The organism is Burkholderia sp. Ac-20344 (genome assembly GCF_017104975.1).
Classification (GTDB): domain Bacteria; phylum Pseudomonadota; class Gammaproteobacteria; order Burkholderiales; family Burkholderiaceae; genus Burkholderia.
This window is the reverse complement of sequence record NZ_JAAGPP010000136.1, coordinates 1-25,070: the sequence shown is the minus strand read 5'-3', so window position 1 is coordinate 25,070 and position 25,070 is coordinate 1. Positions and strand designations below refer to the sequence as shown.

Genomic DNA, 25,070 nt, shown 5'->3' with positions numbered 1-25,070 from the left:
GGGCTCGCGGCGATTGCCTTCGCGACCGCCGCGTGGGTGCCGTTCGCGCTGCTGCCGCTGTTCGCGGCGGGCGGCATGACGCTGCCGGCACTGCAGGCGATGCTCGCGCGGCAGGTCGACGATGCACGCCAGGGCGAACTGCAGGGCGCGCTCGCGAGCGTGGCGAGCCTGATCGGCGTCGCGGGGCCGCTGGTCGTCACCGCGACCTATGCGGCGACACGCGCGACGTGGCCGGGGCTCGTCTGGGCCGCGGCCGCGCTGCTCTATCTGCTCGTCCCGCCGTTGCTGGCCGGTGCGCGCGCCGCAAACTCAGGCGCACCGCGCCCGTCGGCATGAAAAAAGCCGCCCGGATCGACTCCGGGCGGCTTTCCTTGCTGCATCTGCTGCAGGCAGTGCGTCAGACCACGACCGTCTGCGCCTCGCCTTCGCGGGTCGCACGCACGGTGCCGATCTTCCACACCTGTTCGCCGGCGGCGGTCAGGTCGGCGATCGCTGCGTCGGCATCGGCCGCCGAAACGATCACGGCCATGCCGATGCCGCAGTTGAACACGCGGTGCATTTCCGCATCGGCGACACCGCCGTGCTCCTGCAGCCACTTGAACAGCGGCGGCAGCGGCCACGCGTTCTGGTCGAGCTCGGCGGTAAGGCCTTCGCGCAGCACGCGCGGAATGTTCTCGACGAGGCCGCCGCCGGTGATGTGCGCCATGCCCTTCACCGACAGCTTCTGCATCAGTGCGAGCAGCGGCTTCACGTAGATGCGGGTCGGCGCCATCAGCGCGTCGGCCAGCGAGCGGCCGTGGAAATCGGCCGACAGGTCGGGGTTCGCGCGCTCGATGATCTTGCGCACGAGCGAGAAGCCGTTCGAGTGGATGCCGCTCGAGGCGAGGCCCAGCACCACGTCGCCTTCGGCGATCGTGCTGCCGTCGATGATCTTGCTCTTCTCGACCGCGCCGACCGCGAAGCCGGCCAGGTCGTATTCGCCGTCCGGGTACATGCCCGGCATTTCGGCCGTTTCACCGCCGATCAGCGCGCAGCCCGACAGTTCGCAACCCTGCGCGATGCCCTTGACGACCGTTGCAGCGGTGTCGACGTCGAGCTTGCCGCACGCGAAGTAGTCGAGGAAGAACAGCGGCTCGGCGCCCTGCACGAGGATGTCGTTCACGCTCATCGCGACGAGATCCTGGCCGACGGTGTCGTGTTTGTTCAGATGAAACGCCAGCTTGAGCTTGGTGCCCACGCCGTCGGTGCCCGACACGAGCACGGGCTCCTTGTACTTCTTCGGCACTTCGAACAGCGCGCCGAACCCGCCGATGCCGCCGAGCACGCCGTCGCGCAGGGTTTTCTTCGCAAAAGGCTTGATCTTGTCGATGAGCGCGTCGCCCGCGTCGATGTCGACGCCTGCGTCGCGATAGGACAGACCCTGAGCGTCAGGAGCGGATTTCGGAGGATTCATGGGGGAATGCGAGAAGGTCGGTAAAATGCGATTTTACCCGAAGCCGGCCCGTTGGCCGGAATTCCCAGCACCGAATCGTCAGGGATTGCATCTTGGTCAACACGTCCCCGTTTTCATCGCCGAGCGAACCGCGCCGAAATTGGCGTGGCGCCGTGCGTGCGGTCGCGCGTGAGGCCCATGAATACGCAGTTCCCGGCGCGTGCCCGGCGTACGGCACGCGTATTTTCAACCGACCCGCATTGTGACTGTTGTGTCCCGTCAACTGACGCTCGATCTCGGCACGCCGCCGCCCGCCACGTTCGACAACTTCATCATGAACGAGGAGAACGACGAGCTCATCTCGCGCCTGCAGAAGCTCGACCTCGCGCTCGCGGCGGGCCCCGTGCCGGACCGGTCGTTCTACATCTGGGGCGAGCCCGGCAGCGGCCGCACCCATCTGCTGCAGGCACTCGTGAGCGACGCGTCGTACGGCTATGCGCGCTACCTGACGCCGCAAAGCCCGCTCGGCGCGTTCACGTTCGACCCGCGCATCGGCATCTACGCGATCGACGACTGCGACCGGATGAGCGACACGCAGCAGGTCGCGCTGTTCAACCTGTTCAACGAAGTGCGCGCGCACCCGTCGAGCGCGTTCGTCGCGGCGGGCCCCGCGGCGCCGCTCGCGCTCGACGTGCGCGAGGATCTCCGCACGCGCCTCGGCTGGGGGCTCGTGTTCCACCTGTCGCCGCCGTCCGACGCCGGCAAGATCGCCGTGCTCAAGCTCGCGGCGAAGGAGCGCGGGATCGCGCTCACCGACGACATCGCCGCGTACCTGCTGACCCATTTCCGCCGCGACATGCCGAGCCTGATGGCGCTGCTCGACGCGCTCGACCGCTTCTCGCTCGAGCAGAAACGCGCGGTCACGCTGCCGCTGCTGCGCCGGATGCTCGCGCGTCCCGGCGACGACATCACACCACCGGGCACGGGCCCGAACCGCTTCGAGTAAAATGCGCTTCCATGACTAATCTGGCACTCTTTGACCTCGATCACACGCTGATCCCGACCGATAGCGACCACGAATGGGGCCGCTTCATGGTGAAGCTCGGCATCGTCGACGCGGAAAGCTTCTCGCGTCAGAACGATCAGTTCTTCGCCGACTACAAGGCCGGCAAGCTCGACATCCACGCGTACCTCACGGCGATGCTCACGCCGCTCGCGAAGTATTCGCGCGCGCAGCTCGCCGAATGGCACGAGCAGTACATGCACGAGGTGATCCGGCCCGCAATGACACCCGCCGCGCTCGAGCTCGTGCGCAAGCACCTCGACGCGGGCGACCTGTGCTGCGTCGTGACGGCGACCAACGAATTCATCACGCGCCCGATCGCAACCGCGTTCGGCGTCGACACGCTGATCGCCTGCGAGGTCGAAACGACCGACGGGCATCCGGATTCGCCGTACACGGGCCGGCCGACCGGCACGCCGAGCTATCGCGAAGGCAAGATCGTGCGAACCGAAGCGTGGCTCGCGTCGCTCGGCAAGCACTGGAGCGACTTCGCGCATAGCTACTTCTACAGCGACTCGCACAACGACATCCCGTTGCTCGAGAAAGTCACCGACCCGATCGCGACCAACCCTGACGACACGCTGCGTGCGCATGCAAGCACCCGCGGCTGGCGTATCCTCGATCTCTTCTGAACGTCGTGATCAAAAAATTCATCCGCAAGCTGCTCGGCCAGGACGAAACCGAGCAAACGTCTCCCGCAACGGCCCAGGCCGACGCAGCGGCCCCTGCTGCCCCGCGCACCGCGAAGGGCACCCGCGGCGGCGGCGGCGCGAAGAAACCGCGCAGCAACCATGAGCCGACCGTCGTGCCCGCCAGCGTGCACGGCATCAATCCGGCGCTGATCTCGAAGAATGCCGTGCGCGTGACCGACACGCTGCAGCAGGCGGGCTTCCGTGCGTTCATCGTCGGCGGTGCGGTCCGCGACCTGCTGCTCGGCATTGCGCCGAAGGACTTCGACGTCGCGACCGACGCAACGCCGACCGAGGTGCAGCGCCTGTTCCGCCGCGCGCGCCTGATCGGCCGCCGTTTCCAGATCGTCCACGTGCAGTTCGGCCAGGAGCTGATCGAGGTGTCGACGTTCCGCGCGCTGGTCGACGCCCCGCAGGAAGTCCCCTTGGGGGATGCGCCGCCCGAAGCGGCCGCGGCCGAGCCGCCGAAGCGCCTGAAGCGCGACGAACTCGACCGCCGCACGCACGCGGTCGACGCGAGCGGCCGCGTGCTGCGCGACAACGTGTGGGGCGAGCAGCACGAAGACGCCGCACGCCGCGACTTCACGATCAACGCGATGTACTACGACCCGTCGACGCAGACGGTGCTCGACTACCACGACGGGATGGCCGACGTGCGCGCCCGCCTGTTGCGGATGATCGGCGATCCGGCCACGCGCTTCCGCGAGGATCCGGTGCGGATGCTGCGCGTCGTGCGCTTTGCCGCCAAGCTCGGTTTCGAGATCGAGCCGCATACGCGCGAACCGATCAACGCGCTCGCCGACCTGATCAACAACGTGCCGGCCGCGCGCCTGTTCGACGAAATGCTGAAGCTGCTGCTGTCGGGCCACGCGCTCGCGTGCCTGAAGCAGCTGCGCAAGGAAGGCCTGCACCACGGGCTGCTGCCGCTGCTCGACGTCGTGCTCGAACAGCCGCAGGGCGAGAAGTTCATCACGCTCGCGCTGAACAACACCGATGCACGCGTGCGCGCCGGCAAGCCGGTCTCGCCGGGCTTCCTGTTCGCGACGCTGCTGTGGCACGACATGCGCCAGCGCTTCGAGCAATACACGGCCGAAGGCGAAATCCCGGTGCCGGCGCTCCATCGCGCGATGGACGACGTGCTCGACATGCAGACCGAAAAACTCGCGATCCACAAGCGTTATTCGGCCGACATGCGCGAGATCTGGGGCCTGCAGCTGCGCCTCGAGAAACGCTCGGGCCGCAGCGCGATGCGGCTGCTGGAACACCAAAGGTTTAGAGCGGGGTATGATTTCCTCCTGTTGCGCTGCGAATCCGGCGAGCTCGAAGTGGAAGTCGGACAGTGGTGGACGGATTTCATCGAAGGCGACGCGGCCGCTCGCGAGGCATTGCTCACGCAGGGCGGTTCGAAGGAAAAATCGCCCCGCAAGCGGCGCCGCCGCGGCGGTGCGCGAAACCGCAAGCCGGGTGAAGGTGCCGCCGAGCAGGCACCGGACACCTCGGACGGTTCCGACGACTGACGCGCTCGCCGGCGAACGACGTAGGAAGTGATGCCATGACGGTTGCATATATCGGACTGGGGGCGAATCTCGGCGATGCGCGCCAGACCCTGAAGGACGCGGTGGTGTGCCTCGCACAGCAGCGCACCATCTCGATCCTCGGCAAATCGAGCCTGTATCGCACGGCGCCCTTCGAAGCGGGCGGCGACGACTACTACAACTGCGTCGTCAAGCTCGACACGACGCTGTCGGCCCGCGAGCTGCTCGCGCTTTGCCAGAAGATCGAACATCACTTCGGCCGCGAGCGCCCGTATCGCAACGCGCCGCGCACGCTCGACCTCGACATCCTGCTGTTCGGCGCCGACTCGATCGACGAGCCCGACCTGATCGTCCCGCACCCGCGCCTCACCGACCGTGCGTTCGCGCTCGTGCCGCTCGTCGAGATCGAGCCGGCACTCGACATCCCCGCGCGCGGCCGTGCCGACGCCTTCCTCGCCGCCGTCGCGGACCAGCGCGTCGAGAAGGTGCAGGCCTGCCAGTGCCTGATGCAGAAGGCGCTCGCTGCCAGCGAAGACGCCGACAAGAACCGCTGCCGATGACCCCGACTCCCCTCACCGTCACCGCGCCCGACCTGCGCGCCCCGCATCGCTATCTCGTGATCGAAGGCCCGATCGGCGTCGGCAAGACGACGCTCGCGCGCCTGCTCGCCGAACGCTGGTCGATGCAGACGCTGCTCGAGCGCCCGCAGGACAACCCGTTCCTCGAACGCTTCTATCGCGACACCGCGCGCTACGCGCTGCCCGTGCAGCTGTCGTTCGCGCTGCAGCGCGCGCAGCAGGCGCGCGAGCTGATCGGTGCGCTCGAAACGGGGCGCCCGGTCATCGCCGATTTCATGCCGCAGAAGAACGACATCTTCGCGCGGCTGAACCTGCCGGAAGACGAATGGCAGCTCTACCGCTCGGTCGCGACGCACGTGGACGTGCCGCAGGCGCCGTCCCCCGACCTCGTCGTCTACCTGCAGGCCAGCCCCGAAGTGCTGTTCTCGCGCATCCAGAAGCGCGGGCTGCCGATGGAGCTGCAGATCAGCGATGCGTACCTGCGCTCGCTCGTCGACGCGTACAACGAATTCTTCTACCACTACGACCGCACGCCGGTGCTGACGGTCGCCGCGGAACACCTGAACCCGCAGGACTCCCCCGAAGATCTCGCCCTGCTGATCGAGCGCATCGAGACGATGCGCGGCCGCAAGGAATTCTTCGTCAAGGGCGAGACGACGCGCTGACGCGTCCTCGCCTGTCGTTCCTCACCCATTCGAACCGGATTTCCCATGACCTATCTCCAGGAATCGAGCCGGCCTGCCGTCACGGTGCCCAAGCTGCAGGCAATGCGCGACGCCGGCGAGAAGATCGCGATGCTCACCTGCTACGACGCGAGCTTTTCCGCACTGCTCGACCGTTCGGGCGTCGACGTGCTGCTGATCGGCGATTCGCTCGGCAACGTGCTGCAAGGCCACACGACCACGCTGCCCGTGTCGCTCGACGACATCGCATACCACACCGCCTGTGTCGCCCGCGCGCAGCCGCGCGCGCTGATCATGGCCGATTTGCCGTTCGGCACGTACGGCACGCCGGCCGAAGCATTCGCGAGCGCCGTCAAGCTGATGCGCGCCGGTGCACAGATGGTCAAGCTCGAAGGCGGCGAATGGCTCGCCGAGACGATCCGCTTCCTCGTCGAGCGCGCGGTGCCCGTGTGCGCGCACGTGGGCCTCACGCCGCAGTCGGTGCACGCGTTCGGCGGCTTCAAGGTGCAGGGCAAGACCGAAGCCGGTGCCGCGCAACTGCTGCGCGACGCGCGCGCGGTCGAAGCAGCCGGTGCGCAGGTCGTCCTGCTCGAAGCCGTGCCGACGCTGATCGGGTCCGAAGTCACGCACATGCTGCGCGTGCCGACGATCGGCATCGGCGCGGGCGCCGACTGCTCGGGCCAGGTGCTCGTGCTGCACGACATGCTCGGCGTGTTTCCCGGCAAGCGGCCGCGCTTCGTGAAGGATTTCATGCAGGGCCAGCCGAACATCCAGGCGGCCGTCGAAGCGTACGTGTGCGCGGTAAAGGACGGTTCGTTCCCCGGCCCGGAGCATTCGTTCTGAGTTCCGTCGAAGGGCCGGCGATGCGTTTGCCGGCGCCTCGATAAAAAAGCGCGGCGCCCTTTGCAGGGCGCCGCGCTTTTTCTTTCACACGCTGCCGGCAGCGGTCGATGATCTGCCGGCTACTTCAGTACCGCGTCGAGCGCGCCGCGCAGCGCGTTGGTCAGCAGCAGCGCCTGCGCACGCGCGAGATCGTCGCGGGTCACGACCCGCTCCGTCGCGCCGAACGCACGATCGTCGAGCAGCACGCCGCGCATCACGCCCGGCAGCACGCCAGACTCGAGCGGCGGCGTCACCCACTGGCCGTCGAGCTTCACGAACAGGTTCGAGCGCCCGCCTTCCGTCACCTCGCCGCGCTCGTTGACGAACAGCATGTCGAAGCCGCCGAACGCCTCCGCCGCCTGCCACGCGCGATCGTATTCGGCGCGGCGCGTCGTCTTGTGCAGCAGCAGCGCATCGCTCGCGCGGGTGGGTGCGAAGCCGTGTTCGGACGCCAGCAGCACGCCGACCGGCCCCGCCGGCAGCGGCTTGAGCGGCGCCGCGACGATCTCGACCGTGCCGTCCTTCGCGAGCGAGAGCTTCATTCGGTAAGCGCCGTCGCCGTCGAGCGCCGCGCAGCGTGCGTCGATCTCGCGACGCAACGCATCGGTGTCGAAGCGGAAGCCGAACGCATCCGCGCTACGCTGCAGCCGCGCGAGATGGCGATCGAGAAGCCGGATGCCGTCCGCACGCGTGGCGGCGGTCGTTTCGAACAGCTGGAAGCCGGGATCGGCGTCCGTCAGGAATCGCGCTTTCAATTCGCACTCCGCATATTCGTCAGCCGCGACGCTGTCGAGCACGATGCCCGCGCCGACGCCCATCGCGCCGCGGCGCCGGCCGGCGATTGCCGTTACCGGATCGCGTGCTTCGGCATCGGCCACACCGTCGCTGTCAGCGCCTTCGCCGGCTGCGTCGAGCGTCAGCGTGCGGATCGCGACCGACAGGCAGAAATCGCCGCAACCGGCCAGGCGATCGCCCGGCGTGTCGGAATCGGTATCTTGCTTCGTCGCGTCAAGCCAGCCGATCGCGCCCGTGTAGAGCCCGCGCGGCGTCGACTCGATCGCATCGATCAGTTGCATCGTCTGGTGCTTCGGCGCGCCCGTGATCGATCCGCACGGAAACAGCGCACGCAGCATCTGCGCGAACGTCGTCCCGTCGCGCCAGCCGGCCTCGACCGTCGACGTCATCTGCCACACCGACGCATACGGCTCGACGGAGAACAGCGCCGGCACGCGGACCGTGCCGGTGCGCGCGATCCGCGACACGTCGTTGCGCAGCAGGTCGACGATCATCACGTTTTCCGCCCGGTTCTTCGGGTCGTTCGCGAGGAACGTGGCCGCCGCCGCATCGTCGCGAGGGTCGGCCGAGCGTGGCGCGGTGCCCTTCATCGGCCGCGCGCGCAGCACGTCGCCGCGCTTCTCGACGAACAGCTCGGGCGAGCACGACACGACCCACGTACCGCCGGGCAACGCGATCAGCGCGCCGTAACGCACGGGCTGGCGCGCACGCAGGCGCCGGTACAGCGCGAGCGGCGTGCCGAACACGTCGAAGTTCAACCGGTACGTGTAGTTGACCTGATACGAATCGCCCGCGCACAGCGCGTCGTGCACCGCGGCAATCGCCCCGTCGAACGCATCGCGCGACACGCTCTTCGCGACATGCGCGACGCCCGCGATCGACGGTGTACCGCCGCCGTCCTGCTGCGCGAGCCACGCGTCGACTTCGTCGCGCGACAGGCGCTCGCAGCGCGCATACAGCAAAAAGCGCAGCGGGGCATGGCCCGGCTGCGCTCGTTGCAGGTTGCGTCCGAATTCGTAATCGCCGACGACGACCGCATGCAACCCGTCGCGCAGATCCTGCGCCACCGCCGCATCGACTTCGTCGAGCCGGGCCGGATCCGTGCACACGCGTTCGCGCACGAATCCCGAATACAAACGACTCGACCGCGCGAGCGCGGTCGAGTCGCAATCGTCCAAGAGCGCGTACGACGCGCTCTCGTTGCCTTCAGTCATGCTGTTACTCGCGTTACTCGAAGAAGCTCTTCACACGATCGAACCAGCTCTTGCTCTGCGGGCTGTGACGCGCGCCGCCCTCGGCCAGCGACTTCTCGAACTGCTTGAGCAGGTCGCGCTGGTTGTCGGTCAGCTTCACCGGCGTCTCGACCTGCACGTGAACGTACAGATCGCCCGCGATGCTCGAACGCAACCCCTTGATGCCCTTGCCGCGCAGGCGGAACGTCTTGCCCGACTGCGTGCCTTCCGGCACCGGGAACGATGCACGGCCGGCCAGCGTCGGCACTTCGATCTCGCCGCCGAGCGCAGCGGTCGTGAACGGGATCGGCATCTGGCAGTGGAGATCGTCGCCGTCGCGCTCGAACACCGAGTGCGGCTTGATGTGGATCTCGACGTACAGGTCGCCCGGCGGCCCGCCGTTGATGCCCGGCTCGCCGTTGCCGGCCGAGCGGATCCGCATCCCGTCGTCGATCCCGGCCGGGATCTTCACTTCGAGCGTCTTGGTTTCCTTCACCTTGCCCGACCCGTGGCAATGCACGCACGGCTCGGGGATGTAGGTGCCCGTGCCGTGGCACTTCGGGCAGGTCTGCTGGATGCTGAAGAAGCCCTGCGACATGCGCACCGTGCCCTGGCCGTGACAGGTCGGGCAGGTTTCCGGCTTCGTGCCGGGCTTCGCGCCCGACCCGTGGCAGACCTCGCACGACACCCAGCTCGGCACGCGGATCTGCGTGTCGTAGCCGTGTGCGGCCTGCTCGAGCGTGATTTCCATGCTGTAGCGCAGGTCGGCACCGCGATACACCTGCGGGCCGCCACGGCCGCCGCGCGCGGCGCCGCCCGCAGCCTGGCCGAAGATGTCGCCGAAGATGTCGCCGAACGCGTCCGCGAAACCGCCGAAGCCCTGTGCGCCCGCACCGCCCATGTTCGGATCGACGCCCGCATGGCCGTACTGGTCGTACGCGGCCCGCTTCTGGCTGTCCGACAGCATTTCATAGGCTTCCTTCACCTCCTTGAAATGCTCTTCCGCATCCTTGTTGTCCGGATTGCGGTCAGGGTGATACTTCATCGCAAGCTTGCGATACGCCTTCTTGATTTCGTCGTCGCCCGCATTCTTCGCGACGCCCAGAACCTCGTAGTAATCCCGTTTCGCCATATCGATTCACTGTGCCGCCACGCATCGCGCACGCGGCGGCTCCTTTCGCCTGCAGTAAAGTCTCTCGACTCGTCTGGCGCTGCACCCGTCCGCGGACGGCTCGCGCAGCACCCGCCAAAAAACAAATGTGCCCGGAGGGCCGCGAAGCCCGCCAGGCGTGGAGTCGATCCGGCCATCCGGAAGGAAAGACAGACCGCTTGTCAGCCAACCCGTCAGCCGCGCCGCGCGCGTGCTGCGCGCGGCGTGCGGCACCGGGGCAACCCGGCTTAGTCCTTCTTCACTTCCTTGAACTCGGCGTCGACGACATCGTCGGCAGCCTGTTGCGCGCCGCCCGCGTGGGCCGCGCCTTCCGCTGCACCCGCTGCGCCGGCCGCACCCGCTTGCTGGGCCTGCATGTCGGCGTACATCTTTTCGCCGAGCTTCTGCGAAACCTTGCCGAGTTCCTCGACCTTCGCGTCGATCGCAGCCTTGTCGGCCGACGTGTCCTTCAGCACTTCCTCGAGCGACTTCAGCGACGCTTCGATCGCTTCCTTCTCGCCCGCGTCCAGCTTGTCGCCGTACTCGGTCAGCGCCTTCTTCGTGCTGTGGACCAGCGCGTCGCCCTGGTTGCGCGAATCGGCCAGCTCGCGCAGCTTGTGATCTTCCGCTGCGTTCGCTTCCGCGTCCTTGATCATCTGGTCGATTTCAGCTTCGGACAGACCCGAGTTCGCCTTGATCGTGATCTTGTTTTCCTTGCCGGTCGCCTTGTCCTTCGCGCCGACGTGCAGGATGCCGTTCGCGTCGATGTCGAAGGTCACTTCGATCTGCGGCACGCCACGCGGTGCGGGCGGGATGCCTTCGAGGTTGAACTCGCCGAGCAGCTTGTTGCCGGCTGCCATTTCGCGTTCGCCCTGGAACACCTTGATCGTCACGGCGCCCTGGTTGTCGTCGGCCGTCGAGTACACCTGGGCATGCTTCGTCGGGATCGTCGTGTTCTTGCTGATCATCTTCGTCATCACGCCGCCGAGCGTCTCGATACCGAGCGACAGCGGGGTCACGTCGAGCAGCAGCACGTCCTTGCGGTCGCCCGACAGGACCTGGCCCTGGATTGCCGCGCCGACTGCGACGGCTTCGTCCGGGTTCACGTCACGGCGCGGATCCTTGCCGAAGAATTCCTTCACCTTCTCCAGCACCTTCGGCATGCGCGTCTGGCCGCCGACCAGGATCACGTCGTCGATGTCCGACACCTTGACGCCTGCGTCCTTGATCGCGATGCGGCACGGTTCGATCGTGCGCTCGACGAGGTCTTCCACCAGCGCTTCCAGCTTCGCGCGGGTGATCTTCAGGTTCAAGTGCTTCGGGCCCGACGCGTCCGCCGTGATGTACGGCAGGTTGATTTCGGTCTGCTGGCTCGACGACAGCTCGATCTTCGCCTTTTCAGCGGCTTCCTTCAGGCGCTGCAGCGCGAGCACGTCCTTCGACAGGTCGACGCCCTGCTCCTTCTTGAACTCGCCGATGATGTAATCGATGATGCGCTGGTCGAAGTCCTCGCCGCCGAGGAACGTGTCGCCGTTGGTCGACAGCACTTCGAACTGCATTTCGCCGTCGACGTCCGCGATTTCGATGATCGACACGTCGAACGTACCGCCGCCGAGGTCATACACGGCGATCTTGCGGTCGCCCTTCTCGGCCTTGTCGAGGCCGAACGCGAGCGCAGCCGCGGTCGGCTCGTTGATGATCCGCTTGACTTCGAGGCCCGCGATGCGGCCGGCGTCCTTGGTGGCCTGGCGCTGGCTGTCGTTGAAGTACGCCGGCACCGTGATCACGGCTTCCGTGACCGGCTCGCCGAGGTAGTCTTCGGCCGTCTTCTTCATCTTGCGCAGCACTTCCGCCGAAACCTGCGGCGGCGCGAGCTTTTCGCCGTGCGCTTCGACCCATGCATCGCCGTTGTCGGCCTTGATGATGGTGTACGGCATCAGGCCGATGTCCTTCTGGACTTCCTTCTCTTCGAAGCGGCGGCCGATCAGGCGCTTCACTGCGAACAGCGTGTTCTTCGGGTTGGTCACCGACTGACGCTTGGCCGGCGCGCCGACGAGCACTTCGTTGTCGTCCATGTACGCGATGATCGACGGCGTGGTGCGCGTGCCTTCCGAGTTCTCGATGACCTTGACCTGGTTGCCTTCCATGATGGCGACGCACGAGTTCGTGGTGCCGAGGTCAATACCGATGATCTTTCCCATTTTTCCTAATCTCCAGAAATGCTTGTTTGCTGCGCAAAACCCCGCGTTTTGGGGCGGTTTCGCGCGCCAGAATTCAACTCTGTTCCCGAAATGCGTCCGTCCGATCCGTTTTCAAGACCCGACGAGCGATGCGGATATTAAATTTTTTCAATCGCTGCCGGCTAGCGGATCGCCGCCCGGCGGATCGCCGCCCGGCGGATTGCTGCCCGCCGCGGCGATTTTCGCGCGGGCCGCCGACACCGCTGCCTGAAACTGCGCGAGGCCATGCCAGCCCGTCGCGCGGCCAAGCCGCTTGCCGCGGTGGAAGAAGAACCACGTCGGCACGCCGTGCAGCCCGAAGCGGCGCCCCAGCTGGTGGTGTTCGTACACGTTGCAATGGAACCACTTCAGGTCCAGCGCGCGGATCGCGTCGGGCTGGGCGAGCATCGCCTTCTTCGCGATCTCGCAGTTGAAGCAGTCGACGCCCCAGAAGAACACCACCGCGAGTGCGTCGCCCGCGCCGTCGATCGCCGCGTCGAACGTGCCGGCGTCCAGCGCCTGCATGTCGAACGCGCCAAACGCGGCCGGATCGACGCCGGCGGGCAACATCGCAGCGGCCTTACTTCGGCTGGGCGACGGTGACGAGCGCCGGACGCAGCACGCGGTCGGCGATCGTATAGCCCTTTTGCAGCACCGCAACGACGGTGTTCGGCTCCTGCTCGGCCGGCACCATCGAAATCGCCTGGTGCTGGTGCGGATCGAACTTCTCGCCGACCGGGTTGATCGCGACGACACGGCCCTTCTCGAGCGCGCTCGTCAGCTGGCGCAGCGTCAGTTCGACGCCTTCGCGCACCTTCGCGATGTCGCCGGACGTATCGTTGACGGCCGCTTCCAGGCTGTCCAGCACCGGCAGCAGGTGCTCCGCGAAGCTCTCGATCGCGAACTTGTGCGCCTTCGAGACGTCGTCCTGCGCGCGGCGGCGGACGTTCTCGGTCTCGGCCTTCGCCCGCAGGAAGCTCTCCTGAAGCTCGGCGACCTTGGCTTGAGCCTCCGCGAGCGCCGCGTCGGCTGCTTCAGCGGCGGGAGCAGCGCCTTGCGCCGCCTGCTTCTCGCTGCCGATCTCTTCGGCCGATTGGGGTGCCGGGTTCTCTTGCGTGTTTTCCATGTCGCTGAAAGTCGATTAGAGGTTGAAGCCAAATCGGTAACCGCCGAACCGTATAACCGGCGGTACCGCACATTGCTGGTGCAAATAAGGATGAAAACTGCGATTTCAAGAGGGTTATTCGCCGGCATTCTCCAATGCCGCGAAACAACCGCGCGATGCACCGGTGCATCGCGCGCATAGTCCGCCAGATCGGGCGAAACGGGCTGTAACAACGCTTACCTGACCAGGACTAGCTTGGCACAGGCCCGCTGCACTACACTCCATTCAAGCATCGGAAAAGCGTGTTTACCCGGAGCTGACCACCGCCTGACAACCACCTGGCGCCGTTTTCACCCGTCTTCTCGAGGGGAGTACCGTGAAACTGACCTTTGCGATATCGGTGGTCGCGCTGGTACTCATTGCCGGCACCACCACCATCTGCCTGTCGGGAGCCGTCACCGACCGCACGACCGAATACGGGAGCGCGCGGGCGACGTTCGACCAGATGTTCAGCTCCCACCAGAAAATCTGTCGATGATGCGCCGGTCGCGCTTCGTCGGCCGGCCGTGCAATTCGGCCGCCGGCTCGCGATACGTACGGCGCCGCTCCAGTTCGGCGAGCCGCGCGGCCCGCCCCGCTTCCGTTTCCTGGTAAAGCGTCTGCGCGACGCTCGCCGGCCCGCGCACGTCGCACACGCCAAGCACGGCAATGTGCCAGACGATGCCGTCGATCGCAATCTCGACCTCGTCGCCCACGCGCACTTCCTTCGCCGGCTTGACCGCCGCGCCACCGATCTTCACGTGCCCCTTGTCGACCGCATCGGTCGCGAGCGAGCGCGTCTTGAAGAACCGGGCCGCCCACAGCCATTTGTCGATGCGCAGCTTCGCGCCCGGTTCGGTCGAAATCTTGTAGTTCATCGCAGCCTCCGCCGGGCCGCCCCAAGGAGGCTGACCGCCCCCTCGGGGGGCAGTGAACGAAGTGAGCGTGGGGGTCGTTTCATCTCAACCCACCGTTTCGGGCTGCGCGGCCCTGACCGGCCAGCCCTGCAGATTCTCGGCGACGATCTCGCCGAGCGCGCCGATCCACGCGGGCGCGCCGTTCAGGCACGGAATGCGGTGAAACACCTTGCCGCCGCCGGCGAGAAACTCGTCGCGCACTTCCATGCCGATCTCCTCGATCGTCTCCAGGCAGTCGGCCGTGAAACCGGGACAGAACACGTCGGCCCGCCGCACGCCGGCTTCGCCGAACTCGCGCAGCGTCGGCGCGGTGTAAGGCTGCAGCCACTCGGCCTTGCCGAAGCGCGACTGGAACGTGATGCGGCATTCGGTCGTCGACAGCCCGAGCGCGGCCATCAGCAGCGCGCCCGTCTGCTGGCACTGGTCGTGATAGGGATCGCCGAGGTCGAGCGTGCGCTTCGGCACGCCGTGAAAGCTCAGCACGAGCTTGTCGCCGGCCGCGAAGTCGGGCCGGCCGTGCTGCGCCCAATACTGGCGCACCTGTTCGGCCAGCGCGTGGATATAGGCCGGATGATCGGCGTAATGCCGCACCGTGCGCACCTCCGGCTGGTTGCGCATGCGCGCGAGCGCGCCGAATGCGGCGTCGAATGCGGTGGCCGTGGTCGACGCCGAGTATTGCGGATACATCGGCATCAGCAGCACGCGCTCGACGCCCGCGCGCTTGAACTGCGCGAGCGCGTGCGAAATGTTCGGGCTGCCGTAGCGCATCGCGTAATCGACCTGCACTTGATAACTGTTCGACGCGAGCAGGTGCCGCACGCTGTCGGTCTGGCGCTCGGTATGCACGCGCAGCGGCGAGCCCTCGGGCATCCAGACGGCCGCGTATTTCTTCGCGGACGCGCGGCCGCGCAGCGGCAGGATCAGCGTGCGCAGCAGCACCTGCCAGACGGCCTGTGGAATCTCGACGACCCGCGGATCCGACAGGAATTCGGCCAGATAGCGCCGCACCGCGCGCGGCGTAGGGGCGTCGGGCGTGCCGAGATTGATCAGCAGCACGCCGATGCGATGGGCGGCCGCGGTGCTCGAAGGCGGCTCAAGATCGAAACGCATGGGCAAGAACGTGCTCGAGGCACGGGACCGGACGGCTCTCAATTATAGCGGGCCGCCCCGCGCCGGTCGGCTGGCCGTTCGGCCGACTGTCGGCTCGCGCGGTGCCGCGGCACGATGACGGGGCGGGATCGGGCTGGCGAATGCAGGCTACTGCTGGCTCAGCGTGAGCGACAGCAGGCGCGCGGTGATGTCGACGATCGGTATCACGCGGTTGTACGCCATGCGGGTCGGGCCGATCACGCCGAGCGTGCCGACGATCTGCCCGTTCACCTCGTAAGGCGCGGTAACGACGCTCATTTCCTCGATCGGTACGAGCGTCGATTCGCCGCCAATGAAGATCTGCACGCCCTGGGCGTGGCTCGACACGTCGAGCAGTTGCAGGAGGCCCGTCTTTTGATCGAATACGTCGAACAGCTTGCGCAGCCGCGCCATGTCGGAGGACAGATCCGCCACCTCGAGCAGGTTGCGCTCGCCGGAAATCAGCACGGTGTCCTCGGTATCGGGCACCTCGGTGCTGGCCGTCACGGCCGCATGCATCAGCGTGGTCATGTCGCCGCGCAACTGGTCGATCTCGTCGCGCAGGCGGCGGCGCACCTCGTCGAACGACAGCCCGGCGAAATGCGCGTTGATGTAGTTGGACGCCTCGGTCAGTTGCGACGGCGAGTAATCGCGCGGCGTCGCGAGCATCCGGTTCTGCACGTCGCCCTCGGGCGTGACGATGATCAGCAGGATGCGCTTGTCCGACAGGCGCATGAACTCGATCTGCTTGAACACGTGGCTGCGGCGCGGCGTCAGCACGACACCCGCGAACTGCGACAGGTTCGACAGCACGCTTGCGGCGGCCGCCACCACCCGCTGCTGGGGTTCGCCGGCCTGGAGCGTGTGCTGCACCTGCCGCGCGACGGCCTCGGCGTCGATCGGCGCCTCGACCGTCAGCATCGTGTCGACGAACAGCCGGTAGCCGCGCGGTGTCGGCACGCGGCCGGCCGACGTGTGCGGGCTCGACACGAGGCCGAGCTCCTCCAGGTCGGACATCACGTTGCGGATCGTCGCCGGGCTCAGCTCGAGCCCGGAGTAACGGGACAACGTGCGCGATCCGACTGGCTGACCGTCGGCGATATACCGTTCGATCAGGGTTTTCAGGAGGGTTCGTGCGCGAGGATCTAGCATGGTGGAAAATTTTAGCGCAACCGCGCGACCGCGGCGAGTGGCGCGGCCACCGACGCGCGGGCCGGCCCGATCCGGCCCCGTCTGCGCACAGCCGGTTCTTTTCGTCAACGAGCTATGGTGTAATGCCGGCATGAAAACCGGTAATCAGTTCAACACCGTCGCGCTCGTCGGCCGGAGCAACACGCCGAACATCGCCGAGCCGCTCGCCACGCTGGCCGCCTGCATCGCCAAGCGGGGCTTCGAGGTCGTCTTCGAAGCCGAGACCGCGCGCGAGATCGGCATCACCGGCTACCCGGCGCTGACCCCGGCCGAAATCGGGGCGCGCGCCGACGTGGCGGTCGTGCTGGGCGGAGACGGGACGATGCTCGGCATCGGCCGTCAGCTCGCGCCGTACAAGACACCGCTGATCGGGATCAACCACGGACGGCTCGGCTTCATCACCGATATCGCGGCGGCCGACATGCAGGCGCTCGTCCCGGTGATCCTGTCCGGCAAGTTCGAGCGCGAGGAGCGCGCGCTGCTCGAGGCGCGGATCATGCGCGACGGCGAACCGATCTACCACGCGCTCGCCTTCAACGACGTCGTCGTGAACCGCAGCGGTTTCTCCGGGATGGTCGAGCTGCGCGCATCGGTCGACGGCCGGTACATGTACAACCAGCGTTCGGACGGCCTGATCGTCGCCACGCCGACCGGCTCGACCGCGTACGCGCTGTCGTCGGCCGGCCCGATCCTCCATCCGCAGCTGGCGGGCATCGTGCTCGTGCCGATCGCGCCGCACGCGCTGTCGAACCGGCCGATCGTGCTGCCCGACGATTCGAAAATCGCGATCCAGATCGTCGGCGGGCGCGACGTCAACGTGAACTTCGACATGCAGTCGTTCACCTCGCTCGAGCTGAACGACACGATCGAGGTGCGCCGCTCGAAGCACACGGTGCCGTTCCTGCACCCGATCGGCTACAGCTACTACGCGACGCTGCGCAAGAAGCTGCACTGGAACGAACACGCCTCGAACGAAGACGACAAGGCGTCCTGACGCCGCTCCGCCCGACACCATGCTCCGCCACCTCTCGATCCGCGACTTCGTCATCGTCGCCGCGCTCGATCTCGAATTCGACAGCGGCTTTTCCGTCTTTTCCGGTGAAACCGGCGCCGGAAAATCGATCCTGATCGACGCCCTCGCCCTCGCGCTCGGCGAACGTGCCGACGCAAGCGTCGTGCGCACCGGCTGCGGCCGCGCCGACATCACCGCCGAATTCACGCCGCACGACCGCGTCGCGCGCTGGCTCGACGAACACGCGTTCGACACCGAGGACACCGTGATGCTGCGCCGCGTGATCGACGCGAACGGCCGGTCGCGCGCATTCATCAACGGCACCAGCGCGACGCTCGCGCAACTGCGGGAGCTCGGCGAAATGCTCGTCGACATCCACGGCCAGCATGCGCACCAGTTGCTGATGCGGCCCGACGCGCAGCGCGAGCTGTTCGATACGCATGCGGGGCTCATCGCCGATGCCGCGAATGTGGCGCGCGCGTGGCGTGTGTGGCGCGATGCGAAGCAGGCGATCGAAACCGCAAAAGCGCACGAGCGCGAGCTGCAGCTCGAACGCGAAAAGCTCGCCTGGCAGCTCGCCGAGCTCGACAAGCTCGCACCGCAAGCCGGCGAATGGGACGAAGTCAGCAACGAACACAAGCGTCTGTCGCATTCGGCCAACCTGATCGAAGGCGTGCGCGGCGCGCTCAATGCGCTGTCCGAGTCCGACGATGCGATGCTCGCGCAACTCGGCGCGATCGTGTCGAAGCTGCGCAGCCTCGCCGACTACGACACCGCGCTCGGCGACGCGCTCGCGTCGCTCGAACCGGCCGAGATCCAGTTGCAGGAAGCCGTCTACTCGCTGTCGCACTATGCGCAGCGGGTCGATCTCGACCCCGAACGGCTCGCACAGGTCGAAACGCGCCTCGATGCGCTGCACTCGACCGCCCGCAAGTTCCGGCTGCCGCCCGACACGCTGCACGAAGAACACGCGGCACGCCGCGCGCAGCTCGCCGCGCTCGACGCGGCCGCCGATCTCGGTGCGCTCGAGGCAGTGCAGGCCAAGGCGCGGGAAGCCTATCTCGCCGACGCGAAGCATCTGTCCAAGGCGCGCGCGCAGGCCGCCAAGGCGCTCGGCACGGCCGTCACGGCCGGCATGCAGGAACTGTCGATGGCGGGCGGAAGCTTCGAAGTCGCGCTCGTGCCGCTCACCGACGGCGGCCCGCACGGGCTCGAGCAGGTCGAATTCCGGGTCGCCGGGCACCCCGGCGTGCCGCTGCGGCCGCTCGCGAAGGTGGCGTCGGGCGGCGAGCTCGCGCGGATCAGCCTCGCGCTCGCGGTGATCGCCAGCGCAGCAAGCCCGACACCGACGCTGATTTTCGACGAAGTCGATACGGGGATCGGCGGCGGCGTCGCCGAAGTGGTCGGGCGCCTGCTGCACCAGCTCGGGCGCGATCGCCAGGTGCTGTGCGTGACGCACCTGCCGCAGGTCGCCGCGCGTGGCGACCATCACTTCCAGGTCGCAAAAGGTGCCGACGAACGCGGCGGCACGGTGTCGACGGTCGTCGCGCTCGACCGCGCCAACCGGATCGAGGAAGTCGCGCGGATGCTCGGCGGGCTCGAGATCACGGCCACGACGCGCAAGCACGCGAAGGAAATGCTGGCGGCCTGACGCACGCACCCCGCTGGCCGAATGCAAAAAGACCGGCGCATGCGCCGGTCTTTTTTTGCCGGGCGGCCGCTCGATCGCCCCCGCCCTGCCCCACGGATTCGAACGCCCGACTCAAACGCCCGTTTCAACCGCCCCGAACACGCGTGTCCACAGCGCCGTCACGGCCGCCCGCTCGTCGGCCACCACGGCCGGATCGACCCGCGCCTTCTCCATCCCGTCGAGCCGCAGCTTGTGCTGCAGCTTCCGGTACTTGCGGTACGCCGCGCCGACGCACTCGGCCTCGTCCTCGCCCATCAGCCCGAAGCGCGCGACCTCGCGCAGCAGCTCGATGTTGCCCGTGTTGCGGATCAGCGCGGCGTCGCTCGACGCGTGCAGCAGCACCCAGTACTGGACGATGAACTCGATGTCGACCATCCCGCCGCGGTCGTGCTTCAGGTCGAACAGCGCGGTCTGGTTCGGATGGCCGGCAAACACCTTGCCGCGCATGTCGACGATCTCCTTCGCGAGCCCGACGCCGTCGCGCGGCGTCGTCAGCACCTGCCGGCGGATCGCCTCGAAGTCCGCGCCGATCTGCGCGTCGCCCGCGCTGTAGCGGGCGCGCGTCAACGCCTGGTGCTCCCAGACCCACGCGGTATTCGCGGCGTCGCCCTCGCGCAGCTGGTAGCGGCGGAACGCGTCGAGATCGGTGACGAGCAGCCCGGCCTCGCCGTTCGGCCGCAGCCGCAGGTCGATGTCGAACAGCGCGCCCGCCCCGGTCGCCGTGGTAAGCCATGTGATGAGGCGCCGCGTGAAGGTCGTGTAGACGTCCGCCGAGCGCTCGTCGGCGTCGTCGTACAGGAAGATCAGGTCGAGATCCGATGCGTAGCCGAGCTCCTTGCCGCCCAGCTTGCCGTATGCGATCACCGCGAACTTCGGCACGTCGCGATGGCGCTTCGCGAGCTGCGACCAGACGACTTCGATCGTCACGTCGAGCACCGCGTCGGCCAGCTCGGACAGCCGGTCGCTCACGTGCTCGACCGACAGTTGCCCGGCCAGATCGATCAGCAGGATCCGGAACACCTCCGCGTGCTGCGCGTGGCGCAGCAGGTCCATCTGTTGCTCGGGGCCGTCGGCCGCGGCGAGGCGCGCGCGCAGGGCGTCCTTGAACGCGGGCCAGTCGAACGGGCTTGCAATCGCTTCGTCGTCGAGCAGTTCGTCGAGCAGTTGCGGGTGGCGGATCAGGTAGCCGCCGCCCCAGCGCGTCGCGCCGAGCACCGACAGCACGCGGTCGAGCGCAGCCGGATATTCGGTCAGCAGCGCGAGATAGACACCGCGCCGGCTGACCGTCTCGAGCAGGTCGAACAGGCGCACGATCGTGTCGTCGCGGCGCGCGGCGTCGAGGTTCGGCGCCGCCTCGAGCGCCCGCTGCGCGACGCTGTCGAAACGCTGCCGGCTCTTTTCCGGCAGGCCCGTGTAGCGGGACGACTGCCAGATCGCGCGCAGCCGCGCGAGCACGGTGGCCGGATCGGCGAAGCCTAGGCCGTCGAGGCGCGCGACCAGTGCGTCGTCCTCGCCGTCGTCGGCCAGCGCGCCGCTCCAGATCCACGCGGCCGCCGTGTCGTCGCCGGCCGCGCAGGGGCTGCCTTTCACCTTGTCCGCGAAAATCTGGTGAAACTGCGCCTCGACGAAGGTCCGGTGGCCGTCCAGCACCGTCATCAGCGCCGCATAGTCGGCAAAGCCGAGCGATGCGGCCAGCGCCGCGCGCTCGTCCGGTTCGACCGGCATCGCGTGGGTCTGCGCGTCGTTGCGGTACTGCAGCCGGTGCTCGAGCGTACGCAGGAAATTGTAAGCGTCGGTCAGCTGCGTGCGCACGTCCTCGCCGATCAGCCCGCGGGCCTGCGCATGGCGCAGCACCGCGAGCGTCGGCCGCACGCGAAACTCGGCATCCTGACCGCCGCGGATCAGCTGGAAGACCTGCGCGCTGAACTCGATCTCGCGGATCCCGCCGCGCCCGAGCTTGATGTCGTCGGCCTTGTCGGGCCGCATCGACGCGCGGCGCGCGGCTTCCTGCCGGATCTGCTGGTGCAGCGAGCGGATCGCGCCGATCACGCCGTAATCGAGATAACGGCGGTACACAAACGGCTTGACGATCGATTCGAGCTGCGACGCCAGCCGCCGCGCCGCTTCGCTGTCGCCCTCCGACACGAGCCGTCCCTTGATCCATGCATAGCGCTCCCACTCGCGCCCCTGCACGTAGAAATATTCCTCGAGCATCCCGAGGCTGCAGACGAGCGGCCCCGAATCGCCGTTCGGGCGCAGCCGCATGTCGACGCGAAACACGTAGCCGTCGGCCGTGACTTCCGACAGCACGCCGATCAGCCGCCGGCCGAGCCGCGTGAAGTATTCCTGCGTGGACAGCGGCGAACGCGCGCCGCCGGTCGTCTCGCCATCGTCCTCGTAGACGAAGATCAGGTCGATGTCCGACGACACGTTCAGCTCGCGGCCACCGAGCTTGCCCATCCCGACCACGCCGAGCACGACGCGCTGGCCGTCGGCGCCGCGCGGCTCGCCGTACTGCGCCTCGAGCTCGGCCGACAGCAGCGCGAGCGAGCGCTGCACGGCCACTTCCGCGAGATCGGTCATCGCGCCCGTCACCTCGGCGACGTCCGCCAGCCCGCGCAGGTCGCGTTCCGCGACCGCGCCGAATGCCTCGGCCCGCAGTTGCCGCAGCGCGCGCTTCAGTTGCTCCTCGGTCGGCGCGGCGGTGCCGGCCGACGTCGCGAGCAGTTCGGTGAGGCGCGCGTCGAGCTGCGCGCGGCCGAGCGGCGCAGCGGCCCATGCGGCGACCTGGTCGGCGAGCGCGGGTCGCGCAGCCGCCGCGCGGGCCAGGTAACGGGAATAGGACGTGCAGATCAGGGCGGAAGCGTCGGTCATCGAGAAAGCGGGCCTGGCGAAAAGGCCGGCCGGCACGGGAAGCGCCTGCGCGCCCCGCTCCCGACCGGCCCCATGGAACTCGGCGCGGCATCGCGGGGCGGGTGCGCCCGTCGCGAAACCGCGCGCCGGAAAGCCCGTGCCGCGCTGCCGCAACGGCCGCCGGCACGAACCCGTGTGATACATTTCAACGTCAGTCTGCAAAACTACCATATCGCCGCCCGTCCGCCGCATGTCCGACCGTCAGGAATCCGCCGTAGCTGCGCCCGAAGCGGGACCTCCGAAGCACGATCATCCGGTCCTGCGCCGCGTGTTCAGGGTGACGCTGGCAGTCGGTATCGGCACCTATTTCGTCGCGTCCGGCGCACTCCTCGGGCTGCGCTACGTGCTGCTGCCCCGCATCGACGAATTCCGCCCGCGCATCGAGCGCGCAGTGTCCGACAAGCTCCACGCGCAGCTTTCGATCGGCAAGCTTTCCCCGAACTGGTCCGGCATGCAGCCGGGCGTCGAACTCACGAACCTCACGATCCGCGGCCGCGACGGCAAGGTCGCGCTGTCGGTGCCGCACGCGACGGCCGCGCTGTCGTGGATGTCGCTGCTGCGGCTGTCGCCCGCGCTGTCGAGCCTGATCGTCGACCAGCCCGACCTCGTCGTCGCGCGCGCGGCCGACGGCTCGCTGAGCGTCGCGGGCGTCGGCGTGGCGACCACCCACGGCGGCAACGCCACGTTCGGCACGTGGCTGCTGAAGCAGGAGGCGATCGTGCTGCGCGGCGGCACGCTGCGCTGGCGCGACGCGCAGCATGACGCGCCGGAACTCGTGCTGTCGGGCATCCGGCTCGCGGTGCTCAACGACGGCCGGGTGCATAAGGCCGCGCTGCAGGCGCCCGCGAACGGCACGCTGCTGCTCGGCCCGCTCGATTTCCGCGCACGCTTCAGGCACAAGCCGCTCGCGCCGGTCGGCAAGCCGTCGAACTGGACGGGCGACGCGTACCTGTCGACGGGCCCGGTCGACCTGCAGACGCTGGCACGCTACCTCGACGTGCCGCTCACGATCCACGCGGGCCGGATCGACAACGCGATCTGGGCAACCTTCGGCGACGGCCACCTGCACTCGGCGGGCGGCGACCTGCAGGGCGCGGACGTCGCGCTGCGCGTGCGCCCGACGCAGCCGCGGCTCGACGTGCCGACGGTCGGCTTCGGCTGGGACATGGCGCTCGATGCCGGCCACGACTACACGCTGCACCTGTCGCGCTTCAACGCGGAGCTCGGCCAGCCGCCGCTGCCGGACGGCACGCCGCTCGCCCGCTCGCTCGCGCTGTCGACGCTGACGGCCCGCTACCGCGTGCCGACCGCGAACCAGGGGCAGCTGTTGAGCGTCGTCGGCGACCGTGTCGATCTCGGCATCCTGAGCGAGTTCATCCGCGGGCTGCCGCTGCCGGCGCGCCTGCGCAACGAGCTGATCAAGATCGACCCGCGCGGGATGGTGTCGAACTATCACATCGAGGTCGAGCGCGCGAAACCCGCGCACGCGGACCTCGCCGACGAGGAGCAGCGCACGGGCGCCGCGCCGATCGTCCGCTACCGCTTCCTCGGCGACCTGCAAGGCATCAGCTTCGCCGCACAGGAGCCGCCGCCCGGGCTCTCGCCGCGTGGCCACCCGCGCGCCGGCTGGCCGGGGGTCGAGAACCTGTGGGGTCGCGTCGATGCGAACGAGACGGGCGGCTCCGCGCATTTCGACACGGTCAACGCGGCCGTCACGGTGCCCGGTGAATTCGACGAGCCGCGCCTGACGTTCAACCGGCTGCGCGGCAATGCCAAATGGACGATCACGCCCGCGCCCGGCGAGAAACACGCGCGCGTCGACGTGTCGCTGCCCGACCTGCTCGTGTCGAACCCCGACGCCGAAATCGCGGTGTCGGGCTCGTACACGAACCCCGGCCACGGCCGCGGCTCGCTCGACCTGCGCGCCGATTTCGCGCGCGCGTCGGTGGCGCGCATTCCGCGCTACCTGCCGACCGGGATGTCCGAGCACCTGCGCGACTACCTCGGCCACGCGCTGCAGGACGGCCAGGTGACCAAGGGCGCGTCGATCGTCGCCCGCGGCCCGCTCGAGAAATTCCCGTTCGAACACGAGCCGGACGCCGGCGTGTTCCATATCGTCGCGCCGTTCACCGGCGGCCGCTTCGAACCGACGCCGTACCCGCCGCGCAAGCTCGCGAACGGCACGCCGAGCGTCTGGCCGGCGCTCGACGGGATCAACGGCGTGTTCGAGCTCGCGCAGAACAAGCTGCGCTTCGACATCGACCGCGCGCACTACAAGCGCGTCGCGCTGACGAAGGTCGCGGGCCGCATCGACGATCTCGGCAATCAGACCCACTCGCCGCTCATCATCGACGGCCATGCGCAGGGGCCGCTCGCCGACCTGATCGACTATGCGGACAACAGTTCGCTCGGCACGATGAGCGGCCATATCGGCCAGCGGATCGATGCGCAGGGGCCCGCGTCGCTCGCGCTCAAGATCACGATTCCACAGCACGTCGCACATCCGCACACGCACGTCGAAGGCGCGCTCGCGTTCGGCGGCAACACGCTGACGACCAGCGGCGTGCCGCCGCTGTCGGCGCTGCGCGGCAGTGTCCGGTTCACCGAGGCCGGTGCATCGCTGCACGACCTGTCGGGGCGCTTCCTCGGCGGCCCGGTGCGCGCGAACGGCAACTTCCAGTCGCACGGCCCGTACACGGTGGACGTCGACGGCCGGCTCGCGCTCGACGCCGCGCGCGGCCTGAACCTGCACGGCGCGGCCGCCGCGCTGCTCGAGCACGTGGTCGGCGACGCACCGTACAAGGTCGCCGACCACGG

General features: G+C 68.0%; 20 protein-coding genes and 1 pseudogene. 11 read left to right on the top strand and 10 right to left on the bottom strand.

The window, feature by feature from the left end; translation table 11 throughout:
• Nucleotides 1-336 (top strand): annotated as a pseudogene (locus G3N64_RS31110) (tetracycline resistance MFS efflux pump); the annotation flags it as partial.
• Nucleotides 337-397: 61 nt separating this feature from the next.
• Here G3N64_RS31110 and purM read toward each other — a convergent pair.
• A complete protein-coding gene (purM, locus tag G3N64_RS31105; protein WP_006484927.1) occupies nt 398-1,453 on the bottom strand; it encodes a phosphoribosylformylglycinamidine cyclo-ligase in 1,056 nt (351 codons plus the stop codon).
• A 250-nt stretch (nt 1,454-1,703) separates the two neighbouring features.
• Here purM and hda point away from each other — a divergent pair, with 250 nt between their 5' ends.
• The 6 genes from hda to panB are packed head-to-tail and all read left to right on the top strand — an operon-like array spanning nt 1,704 to nt 6,823.
• A complete protein-coding gene (gene hda / locus G3N64_RS31100) occupies nt 1,704-2,438 on the top strand; it encodes a DnaA regulatory inactivator Hda (protein ID WP_059235994.1) in 735 nt (244 codons plus the stop codon).
• A gap of 11 nt (nt 2,439-2,449) precedes the next feature.
• Nucleotides 2,450-3,127, top strand: a complete 678-nt coding sequence (locus G3N64_RS31095; protein WP_205787597.1) for an HAD family hydrolase — start codon at nt 2,450-2,452, stop codon at nt 3,125-3,127.
• 5 nt (nt 3,128-3,132) lie between these two features.
• Complete coding sequence (gene pcnB, locus G3N64_RS31090) at nt 3,133-4,701, top strand: polynucleotide adenylyltransferase PcnB (protein WP_205787596.1); 1,569 nt, start codon at nt 3,133-3,135, stop codon at nt 4,699-4,701.
• Nucleotides 4,702-4,736: 35 nt separating this feature from the next.
• Nucleotides 4,737-5,279 carry a 2-amino-4-hydroxy-6-hydroxymethyldihydropteridine diphosphokinase gene (gene folK / locus G3N64_RS31085; RefSeq protein WP_205787595.1) on the top strand — a complete coding sequence of 181 codons (543 nt, stop codon included), beginning with the start codon at nt 4,737-4,739 and terminating at the stop codon, nt 5,277-5,279.
• On the top strand, nt 5,276-5,962 hold the full coding sequence (locus tag G3N64_RS31080; RefSeq protein WP_166956866.1) for a deoxynucleoside kinase: 687 nt from the start codon (nt 5,276-5,278) through the stop codon (nt 5,960-5,962). The genes folK and G3N64_RS31080 overlap by 4 nt, the downstream gene beginning before the upstream one ends.
• A 45-nt stretch (nt 5,963-6,007) precedes the next feature.
• Complete coding sequence (panB, locus tag G3N64_RS31075) at nt 6,008-6,823, top strand: 3-methyl-2-oxobutanoate hydroxymethyltransferase (RefSeq protein WP_205787594.1); 816 nt, start codon at nt 6,008-6,010, stop codon at nt 6,821-6,823.
• Between the two features lie 119 nt (nt 6,824-6,942).
• Here the strand turns inward: panB and G3N64_RS31070 are convergent, their stop codons facing one another.
• From G3N64_RS31070 to grpE, 5 genes are all read right to left on the bottom strand, one after another.
• Nucleotides 6,943-8,871, bottom strand: a complete 1,929-nt coding sequence (locus tag G3N64_RS31070) for a bifunctional anthranilate synthase component I family protein/class IV aminotransferase (RefSeq protein ID WP_205787593.1) — start codon at nt 8,869-8,871, stop codon at nt 6,943-6,945.
• Nucleotides 8,872-8,884: 13 nt separating this feature from the next.
• Nucleotides 8,885-10,021 (bottom strand): molecular chaperone DnaJ, encoded by a 1,137-nt coding sequence (dnaJ, locus tag G3N64_RS31065; protein ID WP_205787592.1) that lies wholly within the window; start codon nt 10,019-10,021, stop codon nt 8,885-8,887.
• A 266-nt stretch (nt 10,022-10,287) separates the two neighbouring features.
• Complete coding sequence (dnaK, locus tag G3N64_RS31060; protein WP_039361356.1) at nt 10,288-12,240, bottom strand: molecular chaperone DnaK; 1,953 nt, start codon at nt 12,238-12,240, stop codon at nt 10,288-10,290.
• Nucleotides 12,241-12,387: 147 nt separating this feature from the next.
• Complete coding sequence (locus tag G3N64_RS31055) at nt 12,388-12,828, bottom strand: thioredoxin family protein (RefSeq protein WP_205787591.1); 441 nt, start codon at nt 12,826-12,828, stop codon at nt 12,388-12,390.
• 10 nt (nt 12,829-12,838) lie between these two features.
• Nucleotides 12,839-13,384 (bottom strand): nucleotide exchange factor GrpE, encoded by a 546-nt coding sequence (grpE, locus tag G3N64_RS31050; protein WP_205787590.1) that lies wholly within the window; start codon nt 13,382-13,384, stop codon nt 12,839-12,841.
• 355 nt (nt 13,385-13,739) lie between these two features.
• On the opposite strand from grpE, the gene G3N64_RS31045 reads away from it, so the two are divergent.
• Nucleotides 13,740-13,901, top strand: a complete 162-nt coding sequence (locus tag G3N64_RS31045) for a hypothetical protein (RefSeq protein WP_006476841.1) — start codon at nt 13,740-13,742, stop codon at nt 13,899-13,901.
• Here the strand turns inward: G3N64_RS31045 and G3N64_RS31040 are convergent.
• The 3 genes from G3N64_RS31040 to hrcA form a co-directional block, all read right to left on the bottom strand.
• Entirely contained in the window at nt 13,873-14,280 is a 408-nt protein-coding gene (locus G3N64_RS31040; RefSeq protein WP_205787589.1) for an RNA-binding S4 domain-containing protein, read from the bottom strand. The genes G3N64_RS31045 and G3N64_RS31040 overlap by 29 nt on opposite strands.
• Before the next feature lie 84 nt (nt 14,281-14,364).
• Nucleotides 14,365-15,429, bottom strand: coding sequence for a ferrochelatase (hemH, locus tag G3N64_RS31035; protein WP_205787588.1), 1,065 nt, complete (start codon nt 15,427-15,429; stop codon nt 14,365-14,367).
• 147 nt (nt 15,430-15,576) lie between these two features.
• Nucleotides 15,577-16,599 (bottom strand): heat-inducible transcriptional repressor HrcA, encoded by a 1,023-nt coding sequence (gene hrcA / locus G3N64_RS31030; protein WP_006752732.1) that lies wholly within the window; start codon nt 16,597-16,599, stop codon nt 15,577-15,579.
• A 130-nt stretch (nt 16,600-16,729) separates the two neighbouring features.
• Between hrcA and G3N64_RS31025 the strand changes: the two genes are divergently transcribed.
• Entirely contained in the window at nt 16,730-17,632 is a 903-nt protein-coding gene (locus G3N64_RS31025) for an NAD kinase (RefSeq protein ID WP_205787587.1), read from the top strand.
• Between the two features lie 19 nt (nt 17,633-17,651).
• A complete protein-coding gene (recN, locus tag G3N64_RS31020) occupies nt 17,652-19,301 on the top strand; it encodes a DNA repair protein RecN (protein ID WP_205787586.1) in 1,650 nt (549 codons plus the stop codon).
• A gap of 111 nt (nt 19,302-19,412) precedes the next feature.
• On the opposite strand, the gene glnE is transcribed toward recN, so the two are convergent.
• The gene (glnE, locus tag G3N64_RS31015; protein WP_205787585.1) at nt 19,413-22,214 is read right to left on the bottom strand and encodes a bifunctional [glutamate--ammonia ligase]-adenylyl-L-tyrosine phosphorylase/[glutamate--ammonia-ligase] adenylyltransferase; all 2,802 of its coding nucleotides are present in this window, start codon (nt 22,212-22,214) and stop codon (nt 19,413-19,415) included.
• Nucleotides 22,215-22,443: 229 nt separating this feature from the next.
• Between glnE and G3N64_RS31010 the strand changes: the two genes are divergently transcribed.
• A partial coding sequence (locus tag G3N64_RS31010) for a DUF3971 domain-containing protein (RefSeq protein WP_277399141.1) occupies nt 22,444-25,070 on the top strand: 2,627 nt, incomplete at its 3' end.

Bases quoted from the DNA above. Each gene is read 5' to 3' on its own strand.
- grpE (WP_205787590.1), bottom strand. From the start codon at position 13,384: ATGGAAAACACGCAAGAGAACCCGGCACCCCAATCGGCCGAAGAGATC.
- glnE (WP_205787585.1), bottom strand. From the start codon at position 22,214: ATGACCGACGCTTCCGCCCTGATCTGCACGTCCTATTCCCGTTACCTG.
- purM (WP_006484927.1), bottom strand. From the start codon at position 1,453: ATGAATCCTCCGAAATCCGCTCCTGACGCTCAGGGTCTGTCCTATCGC.
- hemH (WP_205787588.1), bottom strand. From the start codon at position 15,429: ATGCGTTTCGATCTTGAGCCGCCTTCGAGCACCGCGGCCGCCCATCGC.
- dnaK (WP_039361356.1), bottom strand. From the start codon at position 12,240: ATGGGAAAGATCATCGGTATTGACCTCGGCACCACGAACTCGTGCGTC.
- recN (WP_205787586.1), top strand. From the start codon at position 17,652: ATGCTCCGCCACCTCTCGATCCGCGACTTCGTCATCGTCGCCGCGCTC.
- G3N64_RS31025 (WP_205787587.1), top strand. From the start codon at position 16,730: ATGAAAACCGGTAATCAGTTCAACACCGTCGCGCTCGTCGGCCGGAGC.
- G3N64_RS31095 (WP_205787597.1), top strand. From the start codon at position 2,450: ATGACTAATCTGGCACTCTTTGACCTCGATCACACGCTGATCCCGACC.
- G3N64_RS31040 (WP_205787589.1), bottom strand. From the start codon at position 14,280: ATGAACTACAAGATTTCGACCGAACCGGGCGCGAAGCTGCGCATCGAC.
- folK (WP_205787595.1), top strand. From the start codon at position 4,737: ATGACGGTTGCATATATCGGACTGGGGGCGAATCTCGGCGATGCGCGC.
- hrcA (WP_006752732.1), bottom strand. From the start codon at position 16,599: ATGCTAGATCCTCGCGCACGAACCCTCCTGAAAACCCTGATCGAACGG.
- G3N64_RS31080 (WP_166956866.1), top strand. From the start codon at position 5,276: ATGACCCCGACTCCCCTCACCGTCACCGCGCCCGACCTGCGCGCCCCG.
- G3N64_RS31070 (WP_205787593.1), bottom strand. From the start codon at position 8,871: ATGACTGAAGGCAACGAGAGCGCGTCGTACGCGCTCTTGGACGATTGC.
- G3N64_RS31055 (WP_205787591.1), bottom strand. From the start codon at position 12,828: ATGTTGCCCGCCGGCGTCGATCCGGCCGCGTTTGGCGCGTTCGACATG.
- dnaJ (WP_205787592.1), bottom strand. From the start codon at position 10,021: ATGGCGAAACGGGATTACTACGAGGTTCTGGGCGTCGCGAAGAATGCG.
- panB (WP_205787594.1), top strand. From the start codon at position 6,008: ATGACCTATCTCCAGGAATCGAGCCGGCCTGCCGTCACGGTGCCCAAG.